Annotated in this window: 16 protein-coding genes and 1 pseudogene; 7 read left to right on the top strand and 10 right to left on the bottom strand. The window is 67.9% G+C overall.

Going from position 1 to position 25800, the window contains the following annotated elements:
• Positions 1–395: 395 nt before the first annotated feature.
• From ACN28G_RS04325 to ACN28G_RS04310, 4 genes are all read right to left on the bottom strand, one after another.
• Positions 396–677, bottom strand: a complete 282-nt coding sequence (locus tag ACN28G_RS04325; protein ID WP_421478467.1) for a DUF6881 domain-containing protein — start codon at positions 675–677, stop codon at positions 396–398.
• Positions 678–1086: 409 nt separating this feature from the next.
• Complete coding sequence (locus ACN28G_RS04320) at positions 1087–1473, bottom strand: hypothetical protein (RefSeq protein ID WP_421478466.1); 387 nt, start codon at positions 1471–1473, stop codon at positions 1087–1089.
• A 69-nt stretch (positions 1474–1542) separates the two neighbouring features.
• Positions 1543–1770, bottom strand: a complete 228-nt coding sequence (locus ACN28G_RS04315; RefSeq protein ID WP_421478465.1) for a hypothetical protein — start codon at positions 1768–1770, stop codon at positions 1543–1545.
• A 26-nt stretch (positions 1771–1796) separates the two neighbouring features.
• Positions 1797–9602: a ricin-type beta-trefoil lectin domain protein gene (locus ACN28G_RS04310; protein WP_421478463.1), complete on the bottom strand. Its 7806-nt coding sequence runs from the start codon at positions 9600–9602 to the stop codon at positions 1797–1799.
• Between the two features lie 448 nt (positions 9603–10050).
• On the opposite strand from ACN28G_RS04310, the gene ACN28G_RS04305 reads away from it, so the two are divergent.
• The 5 genes and pseudogenes from ACN28G_RS04305 to ACN28G_RS04285 all read left to right on the top strand — a co-directional run bounded on the left by ACN28G_RS04305 (position 10051) and on the right by ACN28G_RS04285 (position 18136).
• The gene (locus ACN28G_RS04305; protein ID WP_421478462.1) at positions 10051–13248 is read left to right on the top strand and encodes a DNRLRE domain-containing protein; all 3198 of its coding nucleotides are present in this window, start codon (positions 10051–10053) and stop codon (positions 13246–13248) included.
• A 449-nt stretch (positions 13249–13697) separates the two neighbouring features.
• Positions 13698–15428, top strand: a pseudogene (locus ACN28G_RS04300) (RHS repeat-associated core domain-containing protein); the annotation flags it as partial.
• Between the two features lie 385 nt (positions 15429–15813).
• Positions 15814–16188 (top strand): hypothetical protein, encoded by a 375-nt coding sequence (locus tag ACN28G_RS04295; RefSeq protein WP_421478461.1) that lies wholly within the window; start codon positions 15814–15816, stop codon positions 16186–16188.
• A 263-nt stretch (positions 16189–16451) separates the two neighbouring features.
• A complete protein-coding gene (locus ACN28G_RS04290; RefSeq protein ID WP_421478460.1) occupies positions 16452–17036 on the top strand; it encodes a transposase family protein in 585 nt (194 codons plus the stop codon).
• Positions 17037–17287: 251 nt separating this feature from the next.
• Positions 17288–18136: a hypothetical protein gene (locus ACN28G_RS04285; RefSeq protein ID WP_421478459.1), complete on the top strand. Its 849-nt coding sequence runs from the start codon at positions 17288–17290 to the stop codon at positions 18134–18136.
• A 148-nt stretch (positions 18137–18284) separates the two neighbouring features.
• Here the strand turns inward: ACN28G_RS04285 and ACN28G_RS04280 are convergent, their stop codons facing one another.
• The 3 genes from ACN28G_RS04280 to ACN28G_RS04270 all read right to left on the bottom strand — a co-directional run bounded on the left by ACN28G_RS04280 (position 18285) and on the right by ACN28G_RS04270 (position 19458).
• Positions 18285–18494: a DUF397 domain-containing protein gene (locus ACN28G_RS04280; protein ID WP_421478458.1), complete on the bottom strand. Its 210-nt coding sequence runs from the start codon at positions 18492–18494 to the stop codon at positions 18285–18287.
• Positions 18491–18658 (bottom strand): hypothetical protein, encoded by a 168-nt coding sequence (locus ACN28G_RS04275; protein ID WP_421478456.1) that lies wholly within the window; start codon positions 18656–18658, stop codon positions 18491–18493. The genes ACN28G_RS04280 and ACN28G_RS04275 overlap by 4 nt, the downstream gene beginning before the upstream one ends.
• 494 nt (positions 18659–19152) lie before the next feature.
• Positions 19153–19458 carry a helix-turn-helix domain-containing protein gene (locus tag ACN28G_RS04270; RefSeq protein WP_421478455.1) on the bottom strand — a complete coding sequence of 102 codons (306 nt, stop codon included), beginning with the start codon at positions 19456–19458 and terminating at the stop codon, positions 19153–19155.
• A 612-nt stretch (positions 19459–20070) separates the two neighbouring features.
• Here ACN28G_RS04270 and ACN28G_RS04265 point away from each other — a divergent pair.
• Positions 20071–20508, top strand: a complete 438-nt coding sequence (locus tag ACN28G_RS04265) for a hypothetical protein (protein ID WP_091435524.1) — start codon at positions 20071–20073, stop codon at positions 20506–20508.
• 98 nt (positions 20509–20606) lie between these two features.
• Here the strand turns inward: ACN28G_RS04265 and ACN28G_RS04260 are convergent, their stop codons facing one another.
• Positions 20607–21158 (bottom strand): GNAT family N-acetyltransferase, encoded by a 552-nt coding sequence (locus tag ACN28G_RS04260; RefSeq protein ID WP_421478454.1) that lies wholly within the window; start codon positions 21156–21158, stop codon positions 20607–20609.
• A gap of 51 nt (positions 21159–21209) precedes the next feature.
• On the opposite strand from ACN28G_RS04260, the gene ACN28G_RS04255 reads away from it, so the two are divergent.
• Positions 21210–22157, top strand: coding sequence for a YhjD/YihY/BrkB family envelope integrity protein (locus tag ACN28G_RS04255; protein ID WP_421478453.1), 948 nt, complete (start codon positions 21210–21212; stop codon positions 22155–22157).
• On the opposite strand, the gene ACN28G_RS04250 is transcribed toward ACN28G_RS04255, so the two are convergent.
• Together ACN28G_RS04250 and ACN28G_RS04245 are read right to left on the bottom strand one after the other, a co-directional pair.
• Complete coding sequence (locus ACN28G_RS04250) at positions 22127–23293, bottom strand: alkaline phosphatase PhoX (protein ID WP_421478451.1); 1167 nt, start codon at positions 23291–23293, stop codon at positions 22127–22129. The genes ACN28G_RS04255 and ACN28G_RS04250 overlap by 31 nt on opposite strands.
• A 65-nt stretch (positions 23294–23358) precedes the next feature.
• Positions 23359–25548, bottom strand: a complete 2190-nt coding sequence (locus ACN28G_RS04245; protein WP_421478450.1) for an MMPL family transporter — start codon at positions 25546–25548, stop codon at positions 23359–23361.
• Positions 25549–25800 lie beyond the last annotated feature (252 nt).

Genomic DNA, 25800 nt, shown 5'->3' with positions numbered 1-25800 from the left:
CGCACGCGCTACAGCCTTCGGCCCCGCGCGTACGCCGGCAACACCGAGCTGACCGACCAACAGCCCAAACGCCAGCCGGAGCCGAAACGATCCCCTCACGTAGCGAACCAGGCGGGCGGTTCCGGGGATCGACGCCGTACCGCTGCGCGGAGCGTCGCAACCAAGCCGGACAGCCACGCCCCCAGGCGCACTCCAAAGCACCTTGATTACGTTTCTGACAATCGAATCACCGGGCAGAAATGGCAGGCCAAGCCACAGGCAGGGGCAGAACAAAGCGGGCACCGGTATTTTCCGATGCCCGCTTCACACTTACGCCGTAACGAAAACTGAGCAAGCTGGCCTAAAATCCAGCGCGCGTTAATAATTGGCCTCCTCGGTCATGCTAAACCTAGAGGCTAGGCCTTGGCTCGCGCGTCACTCCAAGCACGCTCGAACTCCTCTGAGGTTATCAGCTCAGCTCGACAGGCGGACTGGCTCGAAATTTCCTCAACCGACGGAAAGGGAATCTCCGAGAGGCCAGCCGTCGCCGTCTCATGATGCCCGTCGGCCCACTCGGACCTTCCGTCGCGATAGAGCTTAACCTTACGAACCTCGTAGCCATCCTCGCCGAGTTCGCTGAGGTAGAGCACAGGATCATCGGGGAATTCATGCTCCCACAGAACCTTGACGTACCTCATTCCTGATTCCTCCCAGAGCGGACGATGCGCCCAGTCAGATCCAGCGGTCCACTGTTCGGGACGAAGCCGGGCCGCGCGCACGCGCTACGGCCTACGGCCCCGCGCGTGCCAGGATCGCCGCAGCCCACTGCCCAGCAGTGCAGAGGATGATCCGGTCGAGGCCGAGGAGACCTTTCACCAACCGTGTTGCACGAGCGGCTCCGCACCAACGCCGCCACCGTCATTCCCCACGCGATGACCTATCGCCTGACGCCTGAAGCTGTCGCACCCCACCGGCAAGTCATCGACGATCGTCGACTACAGATGAGGCGTGACGGCAACCGATCGGACCGCTGCGCACCCCGAAACCCATCGCCCACTCTCAATGATCGGTGGCTCGCGATCATGGTTGAGCGCTCACTGTATCGAATCACTCGATCTCTATGATCAAATTCCCACCAGTAGAACCAACTAGCAATTGCCGGCCACCCAGCACGAACTGGACTTCAAAAAGCTCCGCAGCGTCATTAAATCGGGGGACCACCTCACCAACTTCAAAGCTCAGGTCAGAAAGTCCGGGAATCACAACCCTAACCCCCTCTTCGGGCGGCCAGAGATATTGCGGCACAACGACGTCAGACCTGAGTTCCACTGCGAGACTCCAGTCGGTCCAAACCGTAAGCGGTAAGGACCGGTCATCGAGAAAAACCAGCTGGACAGCTTCAAGTAAACCATCATCGCCACATATTTTGACAACCTCAAATATCTCACAACCTTGCACGTCAAGCGCGTCCGCACCCTCAGCTAGTAGCGCCACGCCCTTGCCCTGCCCGACAAATCCTCGGAATCAACGGATCGCACGATTGAACAGCCCCGAGATGAAGCACTATTTAACTTCCGTTTGTATCTTGCGGCACATTTCCAACAGAGATGCTTCGCTGTCGTCACTCCCTTCAGCCCAACCCACAACAGTCAAGGCTTCAACAATCTTGAACCCAAATTCTTGCCGCAATGCCGCTGCTGCCTGAATATATTGACCAGACCGTCCATGAATCCTGATCATCCGAGCAATATCAACTAGTCCACCACCAGAATCAATCGACGCACGAAACATATGACGCCACTCTCCCGCGCCAGGCATCACGGCCTACCGAACTTCAGCCGAACAGGGGACCCTCCAGAGACTCCTTGGTCTACATGCAACAGCTTCGTGAAGCCATGCCTTTGAGCCATTTTTCCGGTCCAGGTCATCCATGCAGCCTGCTCCGGCGTGTTTCCGCCCGCAAGTGCTGCGGCGAACGACGCCTTGTTCTCATCCACAAGGTTTCCGTTGATTGTTTGCACCTTGCTGCCTAGCGAATCCATCATCCGCCTAAAGATCACTTGCCCTCTCACCGGGCTGTTCTTCATGTCGGCCAGTAGAGTTAATCCACCGTCGGCATCAACATCACCATAAAGAAGACTACCAGTCTCGTCATGGTCCCATTCGTAGCTGTTGTCGCTAAGGCTTTCCCGGCCCCCGCAGTTGTGTACGAGGACCGGCGTGGTGCCGGCGAGTACATGGTACGTGTGGGTGTTAGTGGTGGTGAGGTTGTGGACGGTGGCCCAGGTGGTGGCGTAGCGGGCGATGGCGGTGATCTGGACGTGGGTGCCGGCGCTGGTCTGGAGCCACTGTCCGGCTGTGAGGTCGGTGGCGTCGATCCACCGGCTAAGTTCCGGCACCCAGAAGGGATGGCCGCCGGTGGCGGTGATGTCAGCGGTGACCGAGCCGTGGTCGGTGTCGGTGTCGACGGTGATGGCGACGAGGTTCTTTGTTCCTTCGCCGGTGATGGCGGCGGTGACGGTTTCGGTCTCGATGTTGCCGGTGTCGGGGTCGGTGGCGGCTACTTGGTCACCTGGTTGAACATCTTCGATGGCCTTGGTGGTGCCGTCGGCCATGAGGACCTGAGTGCCGGGGGTGAAGCTGTTGCTGGGGTCCTTGCAGGATCCTCCGGTGGCTTTGCCGTTCCCACCGCCGCCGCTGGTGCCGCCGTTGGAGCGGCTGCCTCCGCCGGAGGTCCCTCCTGGCTTGGAGGTTGCTTTGCCACCTGCGCCGCCGGCGCTTTTCCCGCCACCTCCGGTTGTCCCGCCACCGTTGTTTGAGGCGGCCGACGAGGCTTTGGGGTTGGAGTTTGCTTGGGCTCGTTTGTGTACGGGGTTGCCGGTTTTTTTGGCTTGGTTGACGGCGCGGTTGCTGGTGGTGTTGAGTTTTTCGGCGGCTTTCTTCTTTGCTGCCTGGGCTGCTTTCTTGGCGCGTTCGATGGCTGCTTTCTTGGCGGCGAGTGCTGCCGCTTCAGCGGATTTTGCGATGCGGAGGATATTCTCGGCGCGGCGTTTGGCTTCGTGTAGGGCTTGGATGGCGTTGTAGGTGCGTCGTACCGCCAAGAGGATCTTCATCCCACTTCTGGCGGCTTTCCACCCCAGGTTGAAACTGGAGATGAGGTCGACGCAGGACAAGGCGCTGCCGCCGAAGCAGCCGAGGGCGGCGTTGATGCCGAGGAAGTCCTTCAGGACGTCCCATGCCACGGAGAGGATGATGGAGGTGACGCTTTTGCCCATGGTGGCCTGTTCTTGGGCGACCTGGGCTGCGGAGAGGCCTATGCCGGCGAGGGCGGCGGCGGTTTCCGATGGGGTGAGGGAGACGGACAGGCCCGTCGGGTCGGAGTGGGTGACGGGGTTGTTGTGGGCGTAGGTGTAGCCGTTGGACTGTAGGGGGTCGGCGAGGTCGAGGATGGGGTCGGCGGAGAGGAATCGGCCGACCACCGGGTCGTAGAGGCGGGCGCCGAGTGGGGTGTAGCCGGAGGCGTCGTCGCGGACGGCGCCGAGGAACCCGGTGTTGGTTTCGGTGTTGGTGGCCAGGTAGGCGGTGCCGCGGGGGTTACCGAAGGGATCCTGTTTCCGAATCCTCGGGGTCATGCCTCCGTTGAGGACGACTTCGGCGTAGGGGCTGCCCTGGTGGTCGCCGGCGATGGCGGCCAGGGCGGAGGGGTTGGTGCCGTGGGCGTAGCGCAGGACGCTGCCGCCGGGGGCCGAGTAGGAGCGGTGGGTGGTGACCAGCGTCCCGCCGGTCTGGGTGGTGACCTGGGCTTCGCCGAGGTCGAGGGTGGCCTGCCGGCCCTTGATGGTCAGTAGCCGACTGCCGTCGGGGCCGTAGATGTGCCGGGTGTCGAGCTGCGCCTCCCAGCGCTGGGCGGCCGACCCGCCCACGCAGGCCGTCAGGACGGTCGGGGTGCCGTCGGCGGTGGCCGTGCCCTGCACCGCCAGGCACAAGCCGGACGCCACGTGCGTCAGTTGGCCGGTGGAGGAACGTTCCCACCGCTGCCCGACTCCGCCGACACACTTCTGCAACTGCACCACCGATCCGGCGGTGCTGCCGGCGGGTTGCAGGCACCAGTCGTCGTAGATGGTCAGGGCCCCGACGTCGGAGTCCGGCTGACCGGGGGCGGGAGTGAAGGTCCACTTCTGCGCGGCGGTGTTGTTGCAGGACCACAGCTGGACCGGCTGCCCGGCGACCGCCTGCCCGCCGGTCAGGTCCAGGCACTTCCCGGCGACACCCACGTACGGGGACCTGCCCTTGCTGCCCTGGCCGGTGATCCGCTCGACCTGCCCGTCATGCGTCCAGGTCAGGGTCTGCTCGTCGCCGTTGTCGACCGAGGTGACCGACTTCGTCTCGCCGGTCAGCTCGTACAGGCGCTGCGCGGCGGCGGTGATCTCCGCACCGGCCGGGGTCACGTACTCCTTGGTGACCCGGGTCAGGGTGCGTGGCTGGCTGCCGTCGGTACGACCGTACGCGTAGGTGGAGGTGGCGTCCTTGGTGGTGTCGCCGGTGAGGTCCTTCTCCACCAGCGTGGTCCGGTTGCCGAGCAGGTCGTAGGAGTACTCGTGCCAGTAACCGGCGCCGTCCGGGCCGGCGGCCACGTTGGGGGTACCACCCGAGCCGGCCGGGCCGGCGGCGCAGGAGACCTGGTCGGCCGAGGTCCACGCCTTCTTCACCTGGCCGAGCGCGTCGTAGGTGAAGCACTGCCGCTCGTGGATTCCGGTGGCCCGTTCCCGGATCGCGGTGACGTTCCCGGCGTTGTCGTACCCGTAGGAGCGGTGCGAGACGAGGTTCCCGGCGACCCGGCTGGTGTCGCCCGTCTTCTCCCGGTAGACCTGCTGGTCGGTGAGCGCGCCGCTGGCGTCGTCGTACGAGGCCATCGTCCAGACCCGGTGCGGCTGGGCGCCGAGGGTGGAGCGCAGCACCTGCCCGTACGGGGAGTAGACGGTCTCCGCGCCGTACCAGTCCTTGCCGGAGACCGACAGCGGCAACCCGTCGGCGGTGTAGCGGACCAGGATCTTCTCGCTGGGCAGGGCCCCGACCGGCGGAAGGGTGACCGATTCGGGCTGCCCGGTGTCGGTGTAGGTGTGGTCGTACCGGTAGGAGGTGGCCAGGCCCCAGGTGGAGGCGATCGACGCGGGCAGGGTCAGGGTGGTCGAGGTCGGCTGGTAGTCCTCGGTGTAGCCGCCGACGGACTGGGTGTACGGCAGGCCGTCGGTGTACCGGGTCGCCGTGGCCGGTAGGCCCTTGCCGCGGCTGGCGGTGTCGTAGGTGTACTGGCCGAGCAGGGTGCCGGTGCTGCCGCCGAGGCGCTGCTGGGTGGGGCGGGACAGTTCGTCGTAGCCGTTCCAGACGGTGACGCCCCGGGCGTTGGTGGAGGTGGTCTGCCGGTCCCGGTGGTCGTAGCCGACGGTGGTGGTGCCGCTGTCCGGGTCGGTGGCGCTGGCCAGCCGGCCTCGGTGGTCGTAGCTCCAGGTCCAGGGGCGGGTGGGGTCGGCCGAGTGGGTGGCCTTGGCCAACTGGCCCCGGGAGTCGTGTTCGTAGCGCATCGAGGTGAACTCGGTACGGGCGGAGTTGGTGAAGGTGTCCACCCGGGTGGTGCGGCCCAGGGCGTCGGTGAACAGCCGGTACGAGGCCGCCCCGGACGGGTTGATCACCGTGGAGTGGTCGGCGCCGTAGCTGTACCGGGTGGCCCGCAGCGGCACCTCGTCGCCGTTGTGGATCGGCATCTCCTCGACGACCCGGCCGAGGCCGTCGTAGGCGTACTGGGTGGCGTTGGGCACTGCCGTGTCGGCGGCCGGGGTGAACAGGGTGCCGCTCGGTGCGCCGTCGGCGTAGAAGGCGTTGCGGGTACGCCACACCTCGCCCGAGCTGTTGTGCCAGGTGTCGGTGATCAGCCGGCCGCCGCCGATGGCTGCCTCCTGGGTCTGTCGTTCCCGGCCGAGTCCGTCGTAGATGGTGACCGAGGTGTCGATCCGGTTCTCGTGTCCCCGGCTCTTGGTGACGACGTACGAGGGCTTGCCGGTCTCGACGACGTACCCGGCTTCGAAGTCCGGGGTGGCGGTGGTGCTCCGGCCGGGTCCCCAGGCCTTGACGAGGCGGCCGAGGGCGTCGAAGCGGGCCTCGCTCACCAGGTCGTTGAGGTCGGTGCTGCGCAGCACCACCTCCCGTCCCGGGTCGATCTCCTGGAGCTGGCGGTGGTTGAGGGAGTTGCGTTCCTCGACCTGGAAGGCCTGCCCGGTGGCGGGGGTGTACGTGGTGGTGGAGGTCCTGCCGTCGGGGTCGGTACGTCCGGTGACCCGGGCGAGGGCGTCGAAGGCGACGGTGCCGTCGGACTGGTAGCCGGTCCCGTCGCCCTTGAGTGACCAGGTCTGGGTGACCAGTCCCCGGGTGTTCGCGGCCAGGGCGGTCCCGTACGCGGCGCCGTCGTAGCCGGTCCGGCTGGCCGAGGCGAGGGTGCTCAGGGTGTCGAAGTCGGCGGCGGCGCAGGTGGTGGGGCTGGTACGCAGTTGCTGGGTCAGCCCGATCAGGTGCTTGTCGGTGCGGTGCAGGTACTGCACCGACGTGCAGGACTCGTCACCGGTGCGGCCGGTGTCACCCAGGGACTCGATCAGGGTGGGCAGGCCGTAGGTGGTCTCGTAGGTCGTCTTCGACTCGACGGTCCGCAGCGTGCGGGTGTCGTCGCCGGTACCGGAGGACCTGGTGAACGACCGGGTACGGGGTTCGGTGACCCGCCAGGCCCGCAGCGGGCTGAGCCCGTCGTCGCGGTTGCGGCTGCCGAGTTCCCGCGCCTCCGGGTAGGTGACGCTGCGGGTGAGCCAGTCGGTGTCGGCGTCGGTGGCCTCGCGGTAGGTCAGCTCCTCGGCGATCCGGCCGGCGAAGGCCTCGCGGTCCTTGGCGATCTCGGCGCCGGTCACGTCCGGCACGGAGACGGTGTCGCCCATGCCCCGGAAGTAGCGGGCCACCGCCTTGGTCCGCCGGCTGCCGTCACGCTCGTCGTCCTCCCCGGTCAGGACGGTGACCTGGGCGAAGCCGGCGAACTGGGAGTAGGTGCGGGTGGACTTCTTGGTGAACTCCTGTTCGGCGAGTTTCCACCCCGGGTCGTCGTAGGCGTACCGGGTGATGGTGTTGGCCGCCGGGCCTTCGATCACGGGCAGTTCCTCGACGCTCTCCACGACGTACTTGTGGAACCAGTCGATCTCTTCGGCGGAGGGGTCGGGGTGCCAGAATGCCGGGTAGCAGAGCCGGTTGTTGGACTTGAGGGCGGCCGTGTCGGACTTGCCGGGCAGACCGGTGCCGGTGGCGCAGCCGCCGGTGGGCTGCCGATAGGTGACGACGGTCTCGCCGCCGTACTCGTTGATGACGCGGGCGATGCGCAGCCGGGAGAAGCCGGGCCGGTTGTCCTTCCTGACCCGGTTCGGCATGTCCTCGGTGTTGGACTCGAACCGAACCGGGTTGAGGCTGATCCTGTCGGTGCCGCCGTCGCGTCCGTAGCCGGTACGGGTGATCGACTCCAGCCAGAGGGCGGTGTTGGGGCCGGTGCGCAGGATCGGGAAGGCCTGCTTGAGCTGGTACTCGTCGACGACCTGTCGGGCGGTGTTGCCGGGCTGCCGCTGCGTCCAGGTGGTGATCCGGTCGAGGCGCTTGCGGGTGAAGAAGGACGGCGAGGCGTTCCAGCACTTCTGGCCGGCGGCGCAGCGCAGGTCGGCCGGGGTGTCGTACCAGATGCGGTACTTGGCGGGTTGGGTGCTGGTGAAGTTGGCCTCGGTGCAGGTGAGGGACCCTTCGGCGTAGCAGCGCTCGTCGACGGAGAAGGTGACCTGGGACAGCGGTGCGGCGGAGAAGAGGGTGCTGCGCCGCTGGCCGTAGTCGATGCGGTTGAGGTAGCCGCCGCGGTCGTACCGGACGGGGTCCTTGAAGTTGAAGTTGCGGGCGTAGTGGTTGGTCTCCTTGGTCCACCACAGGCTCATGGCGTTGCCGTGGATGTCCTCGACGTAGTCCAGCGACCACCGCCAGGCCTGGGTGCAGCCGGAGTCCTTCCAGTTGCCCGCCTGGTAGCAGGGCTCACCGGCGTGGTTGCCGTACACCGGGACGGTGAGCACCGAGTCGGTGACCGGGTCACCGGAGGTCCAGCCGGGCAGCCGGTGCAGGCCGAAGTGGTGCCGCGTGCCGTCGCGGGTGGTGACCACCCAGTACTCGCCGTCGGCGTCCCCGTTGGCCTTGCCGGTGTCCTTGACCAGCTCCACCTTGGAGCCGTCACCGTTGGCGGTGAGCCAGGTCTCCTCGTCGGCGTCCCAGACCAGCTCGGTGGTGGCACCGCCGAGGGAGAGGGTGGCGTTGTTCGAGCCCCAGCAGAAGTCGCCGGTGCGGTGGGTGGCGTTGTTCGCCCCGGCCTTCTTGGAGTCCTGGGTGCAGTTGGCGTAGCTGCGGGTGATCGCCCCCGCGCTGTAGTCCCAACCGTCGCCGATCCAGGAGGCCTGGTTGTTGGTGGCCGAGGTACGCCCGTCGACCGACTGGGAGGAGTACCCCAGGTTGATCTTCGGCTGGAGACCGCCGGCCGCCTCGGGCACCTGCACCTGGTACCCGTAGGTGAAGGCGCCGGAGGAGGCACCGGCGGCCCAGGAGCCGGAGGAGAGCATCGGGGTGGCGGTGAAGTCACCGGCGGCCGAGGCCCCGGTGTCCAGCACCCCGACCACTCCCGAACCGGTGGGGTTGGCGGCGCGGGCGGCGGGGCCACCCGCACCGGTGAGCAGGGAGGCGACCGAGACGCGGCCGTTGACGATCCGCCGGGTCGGCTCGTCGTCCCCGGCGGTGGTGGGTGCCTCGTCGGCGGGGACCAGCTCCACCTCGCTGGAGATGGCCGGCTCGGTGTCCTGGCCGGGTACCTGGAAGGGAGACACCCGCAGCGGGGCCGCCCCACCCGGGTCGGCGGCGCAGTCACCGCCGTCGGGGTCGTCGAAGACGCAGTCGGGCAGCAGCATCAGGCCGAACCGGTCGGCGGCCTGCGGGCCGTACAGGTCGGCGAAGGGCGTGTAGTCGACGGTGAGCGCCACCTCGGCGGCCGGGTCGGCGGTGGCCGGCGGGGTCAGCTTCATGATCAGACCGGACACCCCGGCGGCCTGGGAGGCCTCCGGTGCGGCCAGGTCGACCGTCCAGGTGCCGACGAGGTCGGCCGGGTCACCGCCCGCCGGCACCCCCAGGGCGACCGGCAGGTCCTCCACCGGCAGGGGTACGCCGGGAGCGGCCCCGGTCAGGTCGACCGCGCCGCTGTCGGCCTGCCAGGGTTCGACGGCCTCCGGCTCGTACGGCACCACCGGCACCTCGGCCGCGGTGGCCAACCCGCTGTCGGCCTCCTCGTCCCGGTCGACGTGCACCATGGTCGGGATCTCCGGCAACTCGACAGGCATCCCGGTGCGGCTCATCCCGGGGCCGGGCACCGCCCACGCCTCGGCCGGCACCAGCGTGACCAGCAGGGTGGTCGAGAGCGCCAGGGCGATGGCCGTGCGGGTGCGGGACCAGGGCAGCCGGCTCGTGGTCGCCGGGTCGGGTCGGCCGGGCCGCCGTCGGAGCAGCAAACCGGTTCCAGGCATACGTCGACTCCCACCCAGGCGTGCAGACGAAAGGAGACCCGCGGCAGGGCCGCGAGAGCACACGCCGGGCACGGCATGCGTCTGAGCACTGTCGACCAACACGGGCAGCAACTCAAGGTCACCTTCAGTGATGTCGACCTCGCGGCAGTGACCTCTGTCACCGGCAAATCACGGCTCAACCTCGCGTGCCGGAACTTTCTCCCACAGTGGACTTGTGGAGATTCTTCCCTTAGCTGACCTGCGACAAATGGCGCAAAAGCTCGATCTCGCGGGCGTAACCGTCGATCACCACTGCGTGATGATCACGAAAAGGTAAACCTGGCGACGCTAACGCGATCGATCGGTGGCGTGCGATCGTGTGCCCCGCGTCCTGCCCCCACGGCCCCCGCCGGATGGGCTGTCCGTCGTTGCCATCCCTGTCCGCCGGCCCCCACGGGAGTAGACCGCCGTGACCGCGCCACGCCTGATCGAACCCTTCGTGCGTACGCGCACCCGGCTGCTGTGCACCATGGGCTTCCTGCTGGCCGCCCTGCTCGCCGCCGCGCTGCCGTTCTGGCTGCGACCCGAGGACCCCCGGGTCGGGCGGGACCGGGCCACCGCGGCAGCTCCGGCTGTCGCCGAACGTGACCATGCGAGCGCGATGGCCGAGGCCCGCCGTACCGGGCAGGAGGTGGTGGTGGAGACCGAGACCACGGAGACCTCCCAGACCTGGGCGCTGCCCAGTGGACAGCTGCGGACCACCATCTCCGCGTTGCCCCGGCGGCTGAAGACCGACACCGGCGGGTGGGCAGCGGTCGACACCACCCTGACCCGCTCCGGGCAGACCGCCGACGGCCTCGACATCCGCCCGGTCAACGCGCCCACCCCGGTCCGCTTCTCCGGCGGCACCCCCGCACCGGGCGGGAACCGGAAAAAGCCCGGCGGCACCACCCAGTCCCTGCGGCTGCTCCCGGTCGCCCACACCGAAGCCGAGCCCGAGGCCGCCGCCGAGCCCGCCGACACGGTCCTGGCCGAGGTGCAGATCGGCGAGCACACCGTCAGCTACCTGTGGCCCGGTCCCCTGCCGGCGCCGGTGCTCGACGGCCCCCGGGCCCTCTACCCCGAGGTACACCCCGGGGTGGACCTGCTCGTCGTCGCCCGCGAGGAGGGCGGCTTCGGACAACTGCTGATCGTCAAGAACAACACTCCCGCCACCACCGGCGCGGTCGCCTCGCTGACCTACGGACTGCGCTCCACCAGCGCGGTGTTCCAGCGTGACCAGGCCACCCACGGGGTCATGGTCCTCGACCCGGACAGCGGCAAGGAGATCAGCTCGATCCCCAGCCCCTACGCCTGGGACTCCGCCGGCCGGGAACCCTCCTCCCCCGAGGTGCCGCCGCGAACCTCCGTGGCCACCCCCGCCGACGTGCTACAGCTCTCCGGGCTCACCGGGGCCGAGCCCGGTGCCCGCCAGGCACCGATGACCACCCGCCTCGACGGCGACGGCACCGGCGAGGCCCGCCTGCACCTCGACGCCGCCGCCACCGGACTGCTCACCGACGCCGAGACGACCTTCCCCGTCTTCCTGGACCCGACCCTCAAGAGCGGGCTGCAGTCCTGGGCCACCATCCTGAAACAGCACCCCAACACGAACACCTTCTACAGCACCAACTTCAACTCCGGCACCTCGGTCGCCCGGGTCGGCTACGAGAGCGACACCCCGCTGTTGACTCGTTCCTTCTGGCGGATGAACTTCGACAGCCGAATCAAGGGTGCCACGGTCAGCGAGGCCACCTTCCGGGTCGAGAACACCCACTCCTGGTCCTGCACCGCCCGGGAGATGCAGCTCTGGCTGACCGGGGCCATCTCCTCCAGCACCACCTGGAACAAACAACCCGAGTGGCAGACCCTCCAACAGCGCAGGTCCTTCGCCCACGGCTACGCCTCGAACTGCGACAAGGACTACGCCAGCTTCACCGTCCTCGACGCTGCCAGGGCCGCCGCCAGCAAGGGGTGGGGCAGCATCACCCTGGGCATGCGTGCCACCAGCGAGTCCGACACCCTCACCTGGCGCAAGTTCCGGGCCAACAGCGCCGAGCTGGAGGTCGTCTACAACACCCCGCCGACCGAGCCGAAGGACGGCCGGACCTCGCCCGGTGGTGCCTGCGTACCCGGCCCCGGTGCCGGAGCCACCATCGCCCGCACCGCCATCACCCTGTCGGCGACCGCCTCCGACAAGGACGGCAACCTCAAGGGACTGCGGTTCCGGTTTTGGCGCACCGGCACCACGGTGCCCGCCGGCACCCTCGTCACCACGAGCAGCACCGGCAAGGCGTCCCTGACGATCCAGGCCAGTTCCCTGGTGGACCAGGCCACCTACTCCTGGGACGTCCGCGCCGAGGACCACTCGAACGCCAACTCGTCGTACTACCCACCCGGCACCGAACCCTGCCGGTTCACCATCGACGCCTCCGCACCCCCGGCCCCGGACGTCTTCAGCGAGCAGTTCCTGGAAGCAACCCCCGACGGGGCCACCTGGTCGACGGTGAAGTTCGGCGGAACCGGCACGGTCCGTTTCACCGCCACCGGCGCGACCAGCTTCACGTACTCCTTCGAGAGCATCGGCAGTGAACCGGTCCCCGCCGCGGGCGGCGAGGCCACCGTCACCGGCCTCCGCCCCCGCCACACCGGCCCCAACACCCTGCACGTGTACGCCTACGACGCCGCCGGCAACCGCAGTGTGCGCACCGACTACACCTTCTACGTACCGCCGAGGGACACCGCCGACAAACCCGGCGACACCACCGGCGACCAGCTTCCCGACCTGCTCCTCGTGGACACCGACGGAAACCTGCGAAACTACGTCGGCGACGAGGGCGGCGAAATCTACTCCTGGCTCGCCGCCTCGTACACCAAGGGCAACACCCTGAACCCGTCCGGCCACTGGTTCGACCCGGCCAGCGGCAAGGCCGCCCTGATCACCAAGTACGACGACGCGTACCCGGGCGACGGCGCCACCGACCTGTTCGCCCGTACCCCCGACGGCCGGTTCTGGCTCTACCCCGGCGACGGCTACGGCAGCTTCGACGTCAACCGCCGGCTACGGGTCCTGCTGCCTGCCAACGCACCGGACCCGGCGACCTGGACCCAGCTCAAGGCAGTCGGTGACGTCACCGGCGACACCCTGCCGGACCTGTTCGTCCGGGCCGGCACCGCCCTGTGGGCCCTCTCCGGCTACACCGGCGCCAGCTTCCAGGAGGCCACCCTGATGGAGGGCACCGCCTGGGCCCGCCGGGACGCCGCAAACGTCGCCGACATCGACCAGGACGGCACCCCGGACCTCCTCTGGCGCAACCTGGACAACGGCAACATGTACGTCCGCCACGGCCGGCCGGGCCCGGTCCCCGGCAGCGTTGACCTCAACTCCCTCAAGCAGGCCGCCGCCTCCCGCGACGGCGACGTCTCCTACGGCACCGGATGGTCGGAGGCGAACATCAGCGCACTGATCACCATCCCGGACGTCAGCGGGGACGGAGTGCCCGACTTCTGGACCCGCTCCGGTACCGACGGCCAGATCCGGCTCTACTACCCCTCCCGTACCAGCACGGGTGCCGCGGTGAAGGTCGTGCTGGGCTCGGACTGGAGCGGCATGAAGTCCTTCGGCTGACCGTACCCATCGGCGAACGAACGGGCCCGAGCAGATTCCTGCTCGGGCCCGTCGCGTCGGGGTGTGCGTCCGGGTTCCCGGACACGGGACATCCGGTTGGGCGTTCAGCCGCCCATCGTCTGATCGTAGGCCTCGATGAAGTCCCTGGTCGGGGCCGCCGAGCGCCGCGGCTGGGCCAGCGTGGACCGGAGTTACGCAAGGTGCCGACTCACTCGCCCTGAGCTGACCTGGTCGAGGTCGGGCAGCAGGCTCATTCGCGGTGTGTGCAGCCTCGTCGAGGTTGCCCTGCTGACAGGCTGCCGCAGCGGGGACAGTTCGGGTGGGTCACGGGGAACCTCGCCATCTACCGCCGACTCCGCTCAGGTCGCCTCATCGAGGGTAACCATTCAACCTCCGTGGGGAATGGATCGGTATGCATACCGCATACTGCTCCCACGGCGGACGGGTAACCCGCTGGTGGTACCGCCGGATCCGCGGTGCAACTGCAGAAGTGTGCCGGCGGAGCCGGGCAGCGGTGGGAACGTTCCTCCACCGGCCAACTGACGCACGTGGCGTCCGGCTTGTGCCTGGCGGTGCAGGGCACGGCCACCGCCGACGGCACCCCGACCGTCCTGACGGCCTGCGTGGGCGGGTCGGCCGCCCAGCGCTCCTACTCGGCCCCCGGCGGCAGCGTCCTGCGCTACGCCCACGGCACCAACCCCTCCGCCCTGGCCGCCATCGCCGGCGACCACCAGGGCAGCCCCTACGCCGAAGTCGTCCTCAACGGAGGCATGACCCCGAGGATTCGGAAACAGGATCCCTTCGGTAACCCCCGCGGCACCGCCTACCTGGCCACCAACACCGAAACCAACACCGGGTTCCTCGGCGCCGTCCGCGACGACGCCTCCGGCTACACCCCACTCGGCGCCCGCCTCTACGACCCGGTGGTCGGCCGATTCCTCTCCGCCGACCCCATCCTCGACCTCGCCGACCCCCTACAGTCCAACGGCTACACCTACGCCCACAACAACCCCGTCACCCACTCCGACCCGACGGGCCTGTCCGTCTCCCTCACCCCATCGGAAACCGCCGCCGCCCTCGCCGGCATAGGCCTCTCCGCAGCCCAGGTCGCCCAAGAACAGGCCACCATGGGCAAAAGCGTCACCTCCATCATCCTCTCCGTGGCATGGGACGTCCTGAAGGACTTCCTCGGCATCAACGCCGCCCTCGGCTGCTTCGGCGGCAGCGTCTGGTCCTGCGTCGACCTGGTCACCAACCTCATCCCGCCGAAAAGGCTGATTCACCTCGGCAAGATCATTGCCGCAGTTCGTCGCACCTACAACGCCGTCCAGGCCCTCCACGAGGCCAAACGCCGCGCCGAAAACATCCTCCGCGCCGCGAAGGCCGCCGAAGCAGCCGCCCTCGCCGCCAAAAAAGCAGCCATCGAACGCGCCAAGAAAGCCGCCCAGGCCGCGAAGAAGAAAGCCGCCGAGAAGCTCAACACCACCAGCAACCGCGCCGTCAACCAGTCAAAGAAGACCGGCAACCCCGTCCAGAAACAAGCCCAAGCCACATCCAACCCCAAATCCTCATCCGCCACCTCCAACGGCGGCGCGAAATCCGGAGGCGGCGGGAAGAGCTCCAACGGCGCAGGCGGCAAGGAAACCTCCAAGCCAGGCGGAACCTCCGGCGGAGGCAGCCGCTCCAACGGCGGCACCAGCGGCAACGGAGGAAACGGCAAAGCCAACGGAGACTGCAACAGCTTTGTGCCTGGAACGCTTGTGCTGATGGCGGATGGCTCCGCTAAGGCGATCGAGAAAATCAGGCCTGGCGAGAAGGTGATCGCCACCGATCCTGAGACTCATGAGACCACCACGGAAACTGTAACAGCTGCGATTCGTGGGGAAGGTTCAAAACATCTGGTTAAGGTCGCCGTCGATGTTGAAAATGGTCACGAAGAGCAAGGCGCCGAGATTATCGCTACTGACGGTCACCCGTTCTGGGTGCCCGAGCTTGACGAATGGGTCAATGCTTCGGATCTCCACGTTGGGCAATGGCTTCAGACAAGTGTGGGCACTCGAGTCCAGATTGCTGCTATCACCCGTTGGTCGACTCAATGGGCTGCCGTCCACAATCTTACCGTAGGCAATGTTCACACTTACTATGCTGTAGCAGGCGCAATACCCCTTCTGACTCATAACACGACGCCGTCTTGTAGGACGTGGCGAAACCTTGAACCGGGGGACGAGATCCGCCCAGTTAATCCGATTCCGGCAGATGGTCTAGAAGATGCCACCGGGAGGTTCATCTATGTGGTTATGCCCGATGGTGAGCTGAGGACAACACGCCTCTCGGAGCGGCATGGCCACATCGACCTTGCGCGAGGGGCGGACGTCGTGGCAGCGGGTGAGTTTAAGCTGTACAGTGGTCGCCTGAAAGAGATGGACAACCGGTCTGGGCACTATAAGCCCAGCGGTCTGGAGCCGCGGCAAGCTGCGGAAATGGCGTTTCGAAGTGCTGGATTCGACGTAGGGCCGAAATCCTATAAGGAGCGATGGTAGTAATATTGTTCGAGGTGGGAGCATAGTGCTAAATGCGGCAGAGATCTCTCGCGAACTCATTCGAATAGGAGAGCGTTTGACCGAAACAAACTCTACATTAAAAATTGATGAAGCCCTAAAGAGTTTTAGCGATGTGGTTCGGTCGTCGAAGTGTGAAGCCTTGCTGGAAGGCGAGATCCTAAGGCAGGTGGAGAGTGTCCAAGGATTGACGGTGCCAGTAGAAATTATTCAGTATGTTGCTCACGTTTTCGCCTGGCCCTCACTGCGACGGGCAGTGGCCACTTTGCTGATTGAAGCGCGAAGCAGTGATCTGAGAGGTGCCAGGGCGCTGGAGTTGATCGACGAATCCCTTAGTGAAGACTGGGAGGATCGAGACCTTTTCCCATCTCTTTGCGGATGATCTCCGGCAGTTGTTTGCGTGGTCAGATCTTCTGGCGGAGAACAGTGTTGGAGATCTTATTCAAAACGAGTCTGCCGTATTCGCAATGCATCAGGGCTACCAGGTCTATTGAGGTGATCTCAGCAACGCATAAGGGTTGATTGGTGTGACACGGGCGAAGCCGGCGATTTGGGCAGTGGTGGAAACAGGCGTGGAGCCATCGATAGACATGTCCTTGCAGATCCACGTCTTCGAGAGGGCTCCACGTGATTGCCTATCGTGCCATGGTCGACGTCCCGAGGGAACTCGTGCAGCACCTTGCCCGGCTGCTGTACGCCCAGCGCCGGGCCTGCGGTACCCGTCGGGGCACGCGGGCGTTGACCTGCTTCTACCAGGCGTTGATGGTGCTGGTCTGGTTCCGTAAGGGTGAGGACATGACCCTCCTGGCCGCCGGGTTCGGCATCTCGAGGGCGACCGCCTACCGCTACCGCGACGAGGGCGTCACGGTGCTCGCCGGGCAGGCCACCGATCTGCACACCGCGCTGCGTCGGGCCGTCGCCGACGGCTGGTCGCATGTGATCCTCGACGGCAAGCTGTTCGACTGTGACCGGCTCACCGAGACGACCCTGTCGGTCAAGGGCGAGGTCATCGACGCCTGGTACTCCGGAAAGCACCGGGACTTCGGCGCGAACATCCAAGCCGTCATGCGCCCGGACGGATTGCCGATCTGGACCTCGACGGCGATGCCCGGGCACCCGCACGACACCAGCTGCGCCCGCGGCCTCGGGATCACCGCCGCGCTGAACTGGTCCGCCGCCGAGCTGGGCCTGCCCAAAGGGCTAAATAATGGCGGCGAGCTTCGATTCTGATAAGTATCTTGACCTGTTGAGTGAGGCGATTCCTGGCGATGCTGGGACTAATGACATCCTGGGGTTTCTAAAGGGTCGAGGGCTCTCGATAGTTCAGTCAACTATTGTCTATGCACGTCGACAAGGCCTCTCGATGTCGGAGGCAAAAGAAATCGTTGCCGAGAGTGGAGCATGGAGCGACGTGGTTGTGGAACACTCAAGCTTTCGTGGCGCATTGGAGCATATGACTGAGGCGGAATAGTGAGCTGTTGATGGGCGGGACGAGCGTGCTCCAGGAATGGCTAAGTGGGGTGTGGGGCGGTGTTCAGCGATTGGCGATTCTGTCGGGCGGCGAGGGCTTGACTCCGGTCGCCGAGAGGGAGCAACTTGTTCTCATTGAAGATAAAGATTCAATAAGCAAGATTCGGTGTTGGGCGACCCAGGGCGATTTTACCGGCGACGCATGCCGCTGCCCGGGGGATCTGACTATTGCACTCCTTGATGATGCGGGTGTCGTAATCGGTGCGGCAAGTCTGCACCCAGGTAACCGGATCTCTTGGGAGCGGGGTCGGTTCCACAGTGACCTGGTTGCGCCTGGCCTTGTGTATGCGCGTCTAATGTTTTCCCAATTCGGTCTCGTTGGCGCATCGAGGGCCGTGCTGGAACAACTGATCTCGTTGTTGAACTTGCGTGAAGGTGAGGTTCAGTTTCGTCCGGCTGGTGACACGGCGGCAATGTCGGCGCGGAAAGTCCCTATAGTGCTTTTTGAGATGCTGGAGGGCTGTTCTGGCGAAGAGGCGGCCGAGCTGGATCAGGATCTCATCCGGAGAATGAACTCAAGGCTGCTGCTCGCGGGAGGTGGGGAGGATGAACGCGTTCGGCAGTTGCTGGCTTGGCTTGGAAGTGCAACCTGGCCAGCCGAGGCGATTTCCGGTGACGGGAAGCTTGCCCGCCGCATGCTGAACGAACTCGATCCGCATCTGATCCAACGGGTCCTTTGTGATCTAACCGAACCGGTCGAGATTATGGGCGCAGTGGCCTGGGCTGCGTTTCGGGACGACGATTCTATGGTCATGGGTGCAGTAGGCGCCGAGATTGGTCGAATCATTGCTCGTGGATAATCACTGAGCGATTCCGGTCAAACGCCGAGTGGGGGCAACGGACGATTGCTGTCGCGGGTACGGCAGCGGTGCCACACGTGGCTGCTCACCTGACCGGTGGCCTTCTGTCGCTTGGTGATGTGGCCGCCTGACGACGAACGAAACCGGTTCAGGCGGGCGGCGTCCAGTTGGTCTTGAGGGTATGGACGAAGGTGGTCCAGGTGGTGTCGTCGAAGGCGAGGGTGGGGCCGTTGCGGTCCTTGGAGTCCCGGACGCCGACCGTGTCACCGGTGAAGCGCACCTCGACGCAGTTGGCGTTGCTGGAGCTGCGGGTCGACTTGAACCAGCCCTGGTCGAGGGGGGTGGACGGCAGGGTCACGTCATCTCCTTGGCGATCCGGCGGATCAGGTCGATCGATTCGCCTGAGCCTAGCGCCAGTTCCCGGGTCTCGGCGAAGGTGACCACGTAGTCGGTGACCCGTACCGACTGGTCGATGATGTCGATGGAGGTCAGGAGTTGTGGAGCATCGGCGGAGCGCTCCATATGGTGCTGGTCCAGTGACCGCCCGGCCGCCTTGGTCGTCGCGCGGGCGCGTGCGTGCGGGCAGGCGCTCCCCGCAGCGCTACAAGGCGTCACAACAGACGACCTGCCGGCGGCTCTGGGGGCTTGCACCGGACGTGACGTCGCCACCGCCGCAGCCGTCCACCCCGCCGACCGTGGCTGGTCCATACCGAACCGCAGCCCCGACAACGCCAACTGCGGTGAGGCGCGCTTCGGCGGCGGCCCGGTCGGGCGTACCGGACGAACAAGGACCGGAGCGGCCCCCGGGCGACGCCTGGGTCAGCTTCCTGCCCGCGATTCAAGGCCGACGAGGTCCGCCCAACTGAGCGACCAGCAGACCGGGTAGACCAGCCGTTGCTCGCCACCGACTGCCTGCCCGCCGGAACGTGCTCCGGCGCGGCACCGGCCGGCGCTGTCGAGCTCATGTCGGGGATGACCCAGGATGTCGGGGGACGACCCAGGATGCCGGGGACGACTCAGGATGTTGGCGGCGGCAGAGCCGGACCCGGTGCGGTTGCCTGCCCCGGGTCTGCCACTGGGCACCCGCGCGCCCGTTCTCCGGCGACGTCGAGATGAAGGTCGCCGATCCGGACCACCACGTCGAGGTGGCCGCCGAGGCCGGTGACGTAGGCGAGCAGTGTGGCCAGGTTCGTCACCGCGCCGCTTTCGATCTGGCTGATCCGGGCCTGGGAGAGCCCGGCGGCCCCGGCCAGTTGGGTCTGGGTGATGCCGAGGTGCCGGCGGATCTCGGCCAACCGCGCGCCGCTGACCGGAGCGGTCATCTGCTCACATGCCCCCTTGCCGTTGATTCCTCGGCCTGGTCAGGCGTTTCGGTAACCGGGCGGAAAAGCGAGCCCTGAACCACGTGGGAACGCGAGAATGCTACGCATCCCGGTCGATACAGTGAGCCGGGACACGAAACTCTCTCACTCGGTTCGACGGGCCGCCCTTCCACCGATCAACCATAGGAGGGCACCCGCCCGGGTCGCGCCCGGCAGGCGGCCCGCTGAACTCCGTGGCCGGGGTGCCGCGGAAGGGGGTAGAAGGTGGCGGCAGAGCCACCATTGTCGACCCGGTAGATGCCGCCTGAGCTGCGGCTTCGCGACGAACATAAGTGGTGCTTATATTCTCGGGCACCGACGACAACGGCCTGATGTGGTAACCGACTCAGCTCGACAGGGGCCATGATGCCCATTCGACCCGCGCGACGGAGTGACCCAAGACACCCGTACCGACAGCACTGATAAAGACCGCGCGAACATTTGTCCACCGTCACCGGCGTTTCGTGGCGATGAGGTGGGCCACAGATTTCGTACGGGTTTCCGTCGAACCGGCGTTGAACGCGGAACGTAGGTGGGGAGCAACGTCGACCAACGTCCGGGAGGGGCCCCGACATGACCGTGTACCACAGCATGCAGCACCGAGAACGCACCGGCGCGAACGCGCTCCTGGATGCGCCGACCCGGCCGGACCTCACCGACCGGACGACGCCCGCCGGACTGGATCGTGTCCGCGAGATCCAGGCCATCAACCAGGTCGTCGGCATCCTCACCGACCACGGGCTGCAGTCCTCGCCGCTGTACCGGGAGGCGTGCCGGGCCCTGGCGTTGGCGCGTACCCTGCGGCCGTTGACGGCCGGGCAGGTCGCGGCGCTGCGCCTGTCGGCGATCGCCAGCTACCGCCACCAGGAGGAGCGGGAGTGGCAGGAGTGGCGGGAACGCCACGACATCCCCAGGAGCGAGCCCAGCCGGCCGTTCGACCACCAGGACCACCACGAACACCACGAGCAGCAGCAGGACCACGACCGCAACGTCCTGCACCGGGCCAGATGACCGGGTACGACACGGTGATCGACCGGGCCGGCTGAGCACCACCGTCGGCACGGAACCCGGTGACCGAGACCGGCGCCGGGTTCCGGTCGACGGACCGGCTACGCCCCGTCCGGGTTCTGCCGAACGAAGGTCTCCAGCTCCGCGCCGCCGTACCAGTCGGTGCGCCGGCCGACGTGGGTCATGCCGAGCCGACGGGCCACCGCCATCGAGGCCCCGTTGCCCGGTGCCACCACCGCGTGGATCAGCGCGGTGCCATAGGCGAACTCGCGGTCGACCACCGCCCGCGCGGCCTCGGTGGCGAAGCCGTGGCCCCAGGAGTCGGGGTGCAGGTGCCAGCCCACCTCGATGTCGTCGGTCAGCCGGGACTCGTCGCGGTCGGGCAGCGGCTTGACCAGCACCGTGCCGACCACCACCGCCGTGTCGCGTACCTCGACCGCCCAGGTGCCGTACCGTCCGGCGTGCGGCAGGTGCCGGGTCCGCCACCTGTGCAGCCGGTCGAGGGCCTGGGCCGGGTCGGTCAACGGCAGGCCCGGTGCCTCCAGCCACCGGTTGACCTCGGCCCGGGAGTAGATGTCGTAGATCCGGTCCAGGTCCGTCGGGGAGTCGGTCCAGTCCCGCACGACGAGTCGCTCGGTGGTGACAACGCTCATGGCGGGCGATCTTAATGAGTGGCGTGGCAGCCGAGGGGGAATTACCGCGCGATGGGCAGCGCATGGCAGCGGACGAAGCGGATCACCAGTGCCGCGTTCCGGCCGGTACGGGGTCGGGATCTGTCGCTGCACGCGGCGGCGATCACCTTCTACGGGGCGATCGCGGTGGTGCCGGTGGCACTGCTGGCGATCTGGTTGACCGGGCTGGTCGCCGGGGCGGACCGGGTCCGCCGGCTCACCTCGTACGCGGTGCAGACCCTGCCGGACGCGATCGGCGCGCCCCGGGCGGTGGACGCGCTGGTCAATGCCGGGGTGGAGTTGACCCCGCTGCTGGCGCTGGCCTCGCTGCTGCCCGCCTCGCTGTACGGCGAGGGGCTGCGCCGGGCGTTCGTCTCGGTGGCCCGGCCGCACCACGACGAGTCGCTGGTCGGCTGGCGGGGCCGGTTGTTGCTGCTGCCCCTGCTCGCCCCCGCCCCGGCCCTGCTGCTCAGCATCCTGATCGCCCTGCCCACCACCACCCGGCTGGTCGAGCAGGGCGGCTGGGTCGCCTTCGGCGGCATCGTGCTGTCGTTCCTGGGGGTGTGGCTGGTGCTGACCCCGGTGCTGCTCTGGGTGTTCCGGGTGGTCGGGCCGGCCTCGCCGGACTGGCTCTCCTCGCTCGGCGTCGGCTCGTTCACCGCGGCGAACCTCTCCGGCTTCCTGCACGGCTTCGTGCTCTTCTGCTCGCTGCCGTTGGACCTGGGCGTGCCGTTCGGCGGGTTCTTCGAGATCGGCGCGGGGGTGGCGGTGCTGCTCTGGCTGTACCTGTTCCACGTGATCGTGCTCGCCGGCTACTCCGCCACCCTGGCCCTGTCGGCCTGGCGGGCCGGTCGCGCCCGGGTCGCCCCGGCCGGCGAACCGCCCCGCCGGCCGACCGGCGACGAGGCCACCGCCGAACCGCCCCGCCCGTCGGCCGGCGGAACCGCAGGTCAGGAACGGAAGGGGCCGGTCACCTCGTAGGTGATGCCGCCGCTGCCGCTGCTGGCCCCCGAGATGCCGCGCTGGGACGAGAAGTAGAGCCGCCGGCCGTCCGGGGAGAACGCCGGGCCGGTGATCTCGGAGCCGTCCTGCCCGACGATCCGTAGCATCGGGGCGACCACCCCGGCGGGAGTGATGACGTTGATCTCCAGGTTGCCGCCGTCCTCGGCCACGTAGAGGTCCCCGCCGCCGGTGCCGGTGATGTTGTCCACCCCGGTCAGCGGCGCGGTGCCGGCCGGCACGAGGTCGTCGTCGTACGCCAGGTCGATGCGCTGGTTGACCGCGTCGTACGCCCAGACCCGGTTGTCGCCCTTGGTGGTGAACCAGCAGGTGCCCCGGTCGTACCAGCAGCCCTCACCGCCGTTGAAGTGCTTCGCCGCGCCTACCTGGAGCCGGGTGGGGATCGGGACGCCGTCGCGGTCCGGCACGTCACGCCAGGTGACCGGCCCGGCGACCTGGTCGGCCGGCGCGCAGAGCACCTGCACCCGACCGGTCCGCAGGTCGCCCCAGGTGTCCGGGACGAACCGGTAGAAGCAGCCGTCGGGCTCGTCCTCGGTCAGGTACACCACCTGACGGTGCGGGTCGCAGGCGGCGGCCTCGTGGGTGAACCGGCCCATCCGGGTCCGCTCCTCGGCCGTCCGGCTGCCGTCCGGCCAGGTCTCGAAGACCCGCCCGAGCGGCACCTCCTCGCAGGAGAGCCAGGTACCCCACGGGGTCGCGCCACCGGCGCAGTTGACGTTGGTGCCACCGAGGATCCGGTACGCCGAGACGATCGAGGCGTCGGCGGCGAACCGGATCGCCGACGCGCCGCCGGTCAGCGGGATCTCCGAGTTGGAGACGTAGATCCAGCCGGTGCCGGCGGCGAAGCAGGCCCCGCCGTCGGGGGCCCGGTGCCAGACGTACGAGGTGCCGCCGACCCGCTGCCCGGAGCGGGCGACCACCCGACTGGTGAAACCGGCCGGCAACTGGATGCCGTTGGCGTCGGCGGCCAGCAGCGCCCCGTACGGGCTGGGGCCGGGCTGGGCGACGGCGGCGAACGCCTGCTGCCAGAGGGCCCCGGCGAAGGTGGCGGTCCCCGCGCCCAGGACGGTGGCGCGCAACACGGTACGACGATCCATTCCGGCCTCCCGGTGAGTCGATGCCCGGAGGTGACCCTAGGGCCGCCGGGCATCGACCACCCCCACTACCGGGTGAACGTCGAGTGACCCTCCGCTGTCGACGTGGCGTCGGCCGCCAGCTCCTCGTCGGTGGCCTCCCGGATCCCCCACCGGCGGTAGACCCGGCCCAACGGGCCCGGTGCCCACCAGTTCCACCGACCCATCAGCCGCATGGTCGCCGGCACCAGCAGGATCCGGACCAGGGTGGCGTCGACCACGATCGCCACGATCATCCCGATGCCGATCAGCTTCAGGTACGTCATGCCGCCGGTGGCGAAGCCGGCGACCACGACGATCAGCAGCAACGCGGCGGCGGTGATGATCCGCCCGGTGTACTGCAGTCCGGCGGCGACCGCGGCGGTGTTGTCCCCGGTACGGTCCCACTCCTCACGGACCCGGGAGAGCAGGAACACCTCGTAGTCGGTGGCCAGGCCGAAGAGCACGGCGAGCATCAGGATCGGGTTGGTCGGCTCGATGAAGCCGGTCGGGGTGAAGCCGAGCAGCTCGGAGAGGTGCCCGTCCTGGAAGATCCAGACCACCACACCGAAGGACGCCCCGATCGACACCAGGTTCATCAACACCGCCTTGATCGGCAGCAGCACCGAGCCGAAGGCCAGGAAGAGCAGGACCAGGATGGCCACCGCCATCAGCACCGCCATCCAGGGCAGCCGGTCGACCAGGCTGTCCAGCAGGTCCCGGTCGGCGGCGGGACGCCCACCGACCAGCACCTCGGCGTCGTCCGGCGCGGGCAGGGCCCGCAGCGCCCGGACCGTGTCGTGGGCCTCCTCGCCGGTCGGCTCGCCCGGGTAACTGACCGCCAGCAGGGTCGAGTCGCCCCGGTTCGCCGTAGGGGTCACCCCGGTCACCCCCGGCAGCGCGGCGATCCGGTCGGAGAAGGCCTGCACGGTCTGCGCCGACGCGCCGGAGACCAGCACGTCGATCGGGGCGATGCTGCCACCGGGGAAGTCGCCAGCGATCCGCTCGGCCACCTGCCTCGGGGCGGCGTCGGCCGGCAGGACCCGCTCGTCGACCCCACCGAACTCGACCCGCAGGAACGGGGTGGCCAGGGCCAGCAGCAGGACCGTCACCCCGAGCAGGTACGGCACCGGCCGGCGCATCACGCTGTGCGCGATCCGGGCCCACGCGCCGGTGCCCGGCTCGGCCGGCCGGCCGGCACCCCGACGCCGCCACGGCAACGGCACCCGCAGCGCGTCGATCCGCCGCCCGAGCACCACCAGCAGGGCCGGCAGCACGGTCAGCGCGCCGAGCATGGCGACCAGCACCGCGGCCATCCCGCCCAGGGCGATGGACCGCAGGAACGCCTGCGGGAAGATCAGCAGGCTGGCCATGGCCAGGGCGATGGTCAACCCGGAGACCAGTACGGTCCGGCCGGCGGTGACCATGGTGCGGGCGATCGCGTCGGCCGTGCCCCGACCGTTGGCGACCTCCTCCCGGAACCGGCTGACCACGAAGAGCGAGTAGTCGACGGCCATCCCCAGCCCGATCAGCGTGATCACGTTGATCGCGAAGATCGACACATCGGTGAAGAGGTTGACCACCCGGACCGCGACGAACGCGCCGAGGATGGCCACCCCGCCGATCAGCAGCGGCATCGCGGCGGCGACCAACCCGCCGAAGATCAACACGAGCAGCACCAGCAGCACCGGCATGGAGATCAACTCGGCGCGGAAGATGTCCCGGGTGGTCTGCGTGTTGACCGTCTCCAGGAACGCCACCGCCCCACCGACCTCGGTACGCAGACCGGACGCGTCGAGCTGCGGACGCACCTGCTCGTACCCGGCGAGCTTGCCGTCCTCGTCACCGGCGGCCAACTGCACAAGCGCGTAGGTGGCCCGCCGGTCGGTGGAGACCAACGCCGGGGCCTGGGTGTCGTACCAGGTGGTGACGTTGGCGACGGCGGGATGCTCGCGGATCCCGGCGACGGTGGCCGCGACCGGCTCCCGGAAGGCCGGGTCGTCGACGCTGTGGTCCCGCGCCGACCAGAGCACGATCAGGTCGGCGCCCTGCGGCCCCAACTCGGCGGTGATCCGCTCCGCCGCCCGACTGGACTCGCTCGCCGGATCGTCGAACCCACCCCCGGAGAGCTGCCCGAACACGCCCGTACCCCAGGTCGCGCCGAGCACCACCAACGCCACCGCGGCGGCCAGCACACCCCAGCGGGCGCGCACCACCGTCCGTCCCCACCACCCGAACATCCATCGCCTCCAGGAAAGGAAGGGCCCCTTCTTAACGCATACGGTAGAGAAGGGTCCCCTTCTTACGCGCGGAGCCCTCCCCCGCGCGGAGCCCTCCCCCGCGCGGAGGGCCGCCCGCGCGGAGAGCCGCCCGCGCGGAGGGCCGCCCGCGCGGAGGGCCGCCCGCGCACGGAGGCCTGCCCGCGCGGAGAGCCGCCCTGCGCGGCACCCCGCCCACGCAGGGAGGCCCACCACACGCAAGGCCACACCACA

Source organism: Micromonospora sp. WMMA1923 (genome assembly GCF_049179195.1).
Taxonomy (GTDB): Bacteria; Actinomycetota; Actinomycetes; order Mycobacteriales; family Micromonosporaceae; genus Micromonospora; species Micromonospora yangpuensis.
The sequence above is the reverse complement of the archived record's forward strand: the minus strand, read 5'-3'. Positions and strand labels throughout refer to the sequence as shown.

Coding starts and splice junctions, on each gene's coding strand:
- ACN28G_RS04265 (WP_091435524.1), top strand. CDS start 20,071: ATGACCGTGTACCACAGCATGCAGCACCGAGAACGCACCGGCGCGAAC.
- ACN28G_RS04270 (WP_421478455.1), bottom strand. CDS start 19,458: ATGACCGCTCCGGTCAGCGGCGCGCGGTTGGCCGAGATCCGCCGGCAC.
- ACN28G_RS04310 (WP_421478463.1), bottom strand. CDS start 9,602: ATGCCTGGAACCGGTTTGCTGCTCCGACGGCGGCCCGGCCGACCCGAC.
- ACN28G_RS04275 (WP_421478456.1), bottom strand. CDS start 18,658: ATGGAGCGCTCCGCCGATGCTCCACAACTCCTGACCTCCATCGACATC.
- ACN28G_RS04325 (WP_421478467.1), bottom strand. CDS start 677: ATGAGGTACGTCAAGGTTCTGTGGGAGCATGAATTCCCCGATGATCCT.
- ACN28G_RS04290 (WP_421478460.1), top strand. CDS start 16,452: ATGGTCGACGTCCCGAGGGAACTCGTGCAGCACCTTGCCCGGCTGCTG.
- ACN28G_RS04260 (WP_421478454.1), bottom strand. CDS start 21,158: ATGAGCGTTGTCACCACCGAGCGACTCGTCGTGCGGGACTGGACCGAC.
- ACN28G_RS04255 (WP_421478453.1), top strand. CDS start 21,210: ATGGGCAGCGCATGGCAGCGGACGAAGCGGATCACCAGTGCCGCGTTC.
- ACN28G_RS04250 (WP_421478451.1), bottom strand. CDS start 23,293: ATGGATCGTCGTACCGTGTTGCGCGCCACCGTCCTGGGCGCGGGGACC.
- ACN28G_RS04285 (WP_421478459.1), top strand. CDS start 17,288: ATGGGCGGGACGAGCGTGCTCCAGGAATGGCTAAGTGGGGTGTGGGGC.
- ACN28G_RS04315 (WP_421478465.1), bottom strand. CDS start 1,770: ATGTTTCGTGCGTCGATTGATTCTGGTGGTGGACTAGTTGATATTGCT.
- ACN28G_RS04245 (WP_421478450.1), bottom strand. CDS start 25,548: ATGTTCGGGTGGTGGGGACGGACGGTGGTGCGCGCCCGCTGGGGTGTG.